This is a genomic window from Salegentibacter sp. (assembly GCF_041642575.1).
Lineage (GTDB): Bacteria > Bacteroidota > Bacteroidia > Flavobacteriales > Flavobacteriaceae > Salegentibacter.
On record NZ_JBEPWD010000134.1, the window covers coordinates 1 to 4,242 of the forward strand.

At 40.2% G+C, this 4,242-nt stretch carries 5 protein-coding genes; 1 reads left to right on the top strand and 4 read right to left on the bottom strand.

The features are described from left to right. From ACESK1_RS12275 to ACESK1_RS12285, 3 genes are all read right to left on the bottom strand, one after another. Positions 1-1,586: M13 family metallopeptidase (locus ACESK1_RS12275; RefSeq protein ID WP_372920471.1), on the bottom strand; the 1,586-nt coding region annotated here is incomplete at its 3' end. Between the two features lie 152 nt (positions 1,587-1,738). Further along, entirely contained in the window at positions 1,739-2,236 is a 498-nt protein-coding gene (locus ACESK1_RS12280; RefSeq protein WP_372920472.1) for a nuclear transport factor 2 family protein, read from the bottom strand. 53 nt (positions 2,237-2,289) lie between these two features. Then, positions 2,290-2,859, bottom strand: coding sequence for a hypothetical protein (locus ACESK1_RS12285; protein ID WP_372920473.1), 570 nt, complete (start codon positions 2,857-2,859; stop codon positions 2,290-2,292). Positions 2,860-3,004: 145 nt separating this feature from the next. Here ACESK1_RS12285 and ACESK1_RS12290 point away from each other — a divergent pair, with 145 nt between their 5' ends. After that, positions 3,005-3,961, top strand: a complete 957-nt coding sequence (locus ACESK1_RS12290) for an NAD-dependent epimerase/dehydratase family protein (RefSeq protein WP_372920474.1) — start codon at positions 3,005-3,007, stop codon at positions 3,959-3,961. A 72-nt stretch (positions 3,962-4,033) separates the two neighbouring features. On the opposite strand, the gene ACESK1_RS12295 is transcribed toward ACESK1_RS12290, so the two are convergent. Beyond that, positions 4,034-4,228, bottom strand: coding sequence for a cold-shock protein (locus ACESK1_RS12295; protein WP_372920475.1), 195 nt, complete (start codon positions 4,226-4,228; stop codon positions 4,034-4,036). Positions 4,229-4,242 lie beyond the last annotated feature (14 nt).

Here is a 4,242-nt window from a genome sequence, read left to right on the forward strand (position 1 = left end):
TGAGAGATCTCATGACCAATTACGGCCCCAATTCCACCATAATTAATGGCGGCATCAGCTTTGTAATCGTAGAATGGTGGCTGTAGAATTGCAGCAGGGAATACGATCTCATTATAACTTGGGTTATAGTAAGCGTTAACCGTTTGCGGAGACATGAACCACTCTGTTTTGTCTACCGGTTCTCCCAGTTTAGACATGTTATCGGCGGTTCTCCATTTGCTAACATTCATCATGTTTTGGAAATAAGACCCGTCATCTTCTACTTTGGCTATTTCAAGATCGCTGTAATCTTTCCATTCGTCTGGATACCCAACTTTAATGGTAGTTGTGCCTAGTTTCTCGATGGCTTTTTTCTTAGTGTCTTCACTCATCCAGCTCAGATTGTTGATCCTGGTTTCGTAAGCCTTAATGATGTTAGCGATCATTTCTTCCGCTTGTTCTTTGGCTTCCGCAGGGAAATGCTCGTCTACATAAAGTTTACCAAGCGCTTCGCCTATGGTCCAGTTAATGGTTTGAAGAGCCTGCTCATCACGAGGACGCTGCTCTTGTGCACCTTGTAAGGTTTTGTTGTAGAATTCCCAGTTAGCAGTTTCAATTTCGGTAGAAAGCGCATTGGCAGCATCATTAAAAATGCTCCATTTCAAATAGGTTTTCCAGTCTTCAACCTCATTTTGATTAAAAACTCCTTGTAGCGCTTCCATATATTTAGGCTGAGCTACGATAATGGTATCAAGTTCTTCAGCACCAATTTTATTGAAATACTTCTCCCAGTCAAAAGCGGAAACTGTATTTTGAAGCTCAGCAACCGTCATAGGGTTATAAGATTTGCGTGCATCACGACGCTCTACCTTGTCCATTTGAGGTTCTGCCAGGCTGGTTTCAAAAGCAAGAATAGTTTCAGCAGCTTCAGTGGCTTCTTCTTCAGTATAATCTATATACTGAAGCATTCTGGTGATATGCTCTTTGTATTTTTCGCGTTTTTCCTTAGAATCGGAGTCATCGGCTACATAGTAATCACGATCTGGAAGTCCCAGTCCGGCGGGATAAAGATAAGCAGCATTCTGGTTCGAATTTTTTGCATCAGCTCTTACTCCGAAAGAAAAGAATCCAGAGCCGCCATATTGCTGCATTTCAGTAAGAAATGCCTGAAGGTCCTCTTTGTTTTCAATAGAATCTACCTTAGCAAGGTATGGTTTCACAGGCTCTACACCTTGCTCATTCCGGCTCACCGTGTCCATAATAGTTTTATAAAGGTAAACCGCCTTAGCCTGGTCGCTTTCGGGATCAAGGCTGTCGTTGGCAGAAGCGCCTTCCAGTAAAGCAAGGGCATCAGTATCAGTAGTTTCCCTTAATTCCATAAAACTACCCCAGGTAGTTTGATCTTCCGGAATTTCAGTAGAATCTACCCATTTTCCGTTCACGAATCTAAAGAAATCGTCTTTTGGACTTACCGTAGTATCCATATAAGCCAGGTTAATTCCGTGGATTTCTTCTTTTTCAACGCTGCCTTCGTTATCATTTTTACAACCGCTTACTACAGCAGCTCCTAAAAATGAATAAAGCAGCACATTTGTTATTTTCTTCATTTGTTAAATAATTGTTTTTAGATGATGCTAAAGTACTAAAAAGAAGCGCATTTAATGTAAAATTCTAAAAGTGAAGAATGGAGGTTTATAGAAAGTGAAAAAGCCCAAATTTTTCGGGAAGCTTTTATCTCAACTGGAATCTGAGACCTTATCTAATTATCTCTGATTTCAGAAATCAGTTTTTTATCGAAAGAGTTTTTTAAATGAGTAACCTCTTCCACATTTTCATTCGGGATGGCTAAAGAGAGGACATAATGCTCAATTTTCCATCCGGTTTCGGTTTTTTGTAGCACTCCCGAGCCGCGGCAAATTCCCATTTGTGTGTCAAGAAGCTCATCAAACCATGCGATATTTTTGTCTTCATTAAAGTAAATGTTGCGTTCAAGGCTGGTAAAGCTCCAGGCTTTTCCGCGATCAAAATAAGGCTTGGCGAATTCTTTGAATTCTTCGTTTTGCCAGTTTTCAGTAGCGTCTGTGCCGATAAAAACTGCATCGGAAGTCATTAGATTGAAATAGTCTTCAAAATTAGCTTCTGCGGCAGCTTTATGCCAGGTATCGATGATATTGTTGATTTTTTCTTGGGAAGTTTGCTGGGAAAACGCCTGAAGGCTAAGTAAGCCCAACAGGAATATAAAAACGAGATTTTTCATCGAAATAGATTTGTCTCAAGATACAATTTCTGAATGAAGAGAGGGTGCTTGAACTAAACCGAATCCTGAATCCGTCTTGAAGCTCTGGAGATGCTATCCTGCTCGCGTTCCAGTTCGTCCAGTTCAAATTCAAAGTCTTCCAGGCTTTTCAGAAATAATTCATTAAGCTGAAGCTTAAAATGATTAAATTCTATCGGGATCTCCTCGGCAGTTTTAGTGATTTGCTCGAGATTCTTATTGCGGCGGCTCGCAAGTTGTTCCAGCACCTGAGCCTTAGTTGATAAAACGTTGAGGCGGGCGTCTACCGCTTTAGATTGAAGCGTATCGGGGACCGTTGCCTTTAAAGACTGCATTATCTGCGAAATAGGTTTCGCATTTTCTATGATCTGGTTTACACTTGCCGACCTTAAATTATATATTTCATTTTGGGCAGTGATATAATTCACCCATCGCACTGCGTGTTCTCTGGCTTCCGGGAGCAACTCAACTTCTGTATTTGGAAGGCTGATGTTTTTTGCAAGCATGGTAGTGTCCATTTCCTGCGAAATGTTCTCATCTTCATTGACCTCGGCCTTGCAGCCGGAGAGGATTATTAAGCAGAAAAGAGGTAATAAGACTTTCATATCCATACAAAGTTAAAGGAAAAATAGGTTTTCCTGGGGGAGAAATTTCAATGATTAACAGATTTTTATGTTAGGCTGAGGTTTGAGCTGTTTTGTTGCGAATACCTTTATAATATTAAATATATTTGTTGAAAATTGAATAAAGATGACCGGAAAAATTTTAATTATAGGTGCCAGCGGACAAATTGGAACCGAATTGACCTTAAAATTACGGGAACTTCACGGAAATGATAGCGTAATCGCTAGTGATATTCGGGAAGGGAATGAAGAACTGATGAGCTCCGGCCCATTTGAAATTGCCGATGCCACCGATCTCTCGGTCATTGAAAATATAATTGAAAAACATCAGGTTGAAGAAGTTTATCTCATGGCGGCGATGTTAAGTGCTACAGCTGAAAAACATCCCATGAAAGCCTGGAATTTAAATATGGACTCACTATTCCATATCCTCAACCTGGCAAAAGAAAAGAAAATAAAGAAAGTGTTCTGGCCTTCCAGTATTGCGGTTTTTGGACCGACCACTCCCAAAGAAAATACTCCGCAAACTACCATTATGGAACCCACCACGGTTTATGGAATAAGTAAACAAACCGGGGAACGATGGTGTGAGTATTTCCATGCGAAATTTGGTGTTGACGTCCGCAGTTTGAGATATCCGGGAATTATTAGCTACAAAACTCTGCCGGGAGGTGGGACCACAGACTATGCTATCGAAATTTTTCATGAGGCTCTTAAAAGCAAAACCTATACATCCTTTTTAGCCGAATCTACCGGATTGCCAATGATGTATATGGACGATGCTATTAAAGCTACGATAGATCTTATGGACGCTCCTTCAGAAAATGTAAAGATTAGGTCTTCTTATAATCTTAGCGCCATAAGCTTTACTCCAAAAGAACTCGCTGAAGAGATCAAAAAGCATATTCCTGATTTCAGCATAGATTATGCTCCTGATTTCAGGCAAGAAATAGCTGATTCCTGGCCTTCTGATATTGATGACAGCAGGGCAAGAAAAGACTGGAACTGGAAACACCAATATGACCTTAGTGCCCTTACAGAAAAAATGCTTGCAGGGGTTTCCGAAGCTTTTGAAATATCGTAGATAGAAAATCTAAAGAATAAAAAAAGCCGCTGATTCAGCGGCTTTTGTAGTTTCGAAAATAGGATAATCTATCTATTCAATAACGCGCACCTGGCTAGCGTTAACTCCTTTTTTTCCTTCAACTTCAACGTACTCAACTTTGTCACCTTCATTTAGAGTTTCCCCATCAAGAGCAGTAACGTGTACGAAGATGTCTCTTCCTGTTTCGTCGTTGGTTATGAATCCGTAACCTTTAGATTCATTGAAAAATTTAACTGTACCTTCCATTGTAAAAAAATAAA

Bases quoted from the DNA above. Each gene is read 5' to 3' on its own strand.
- ACESK1_RS12280 (WP_372920472.1), bottom strand. From the start codon at position 2,236: ATGAAAAATCTCGTTTTTATATTCCTGTTGGGCTTACTTAGCCTTCAG.
- ACESK1_RS12285 (WP_372920473.1), bottom strand. From the start codon at position 2,859: ATGAAAGTCTTATTACCTCTTTTCTGCTTAATAATCCTCTCCGGCTGC.
- ACESK1_RS12290 (WP_372920474.1), top strand. From the start codon at position 3,005: ATGACCGGAAAAATTTTAATTATAGGTGCCAGCGGACAAATTGGAACC.
- ACESK1_RS12295 (WP_372920475.1), bottom strand. From the start codon at position 4,228: ATGGAAGGTACAGTTAAATTTTTCAATGAATCTAAAGGTTACGGATTC.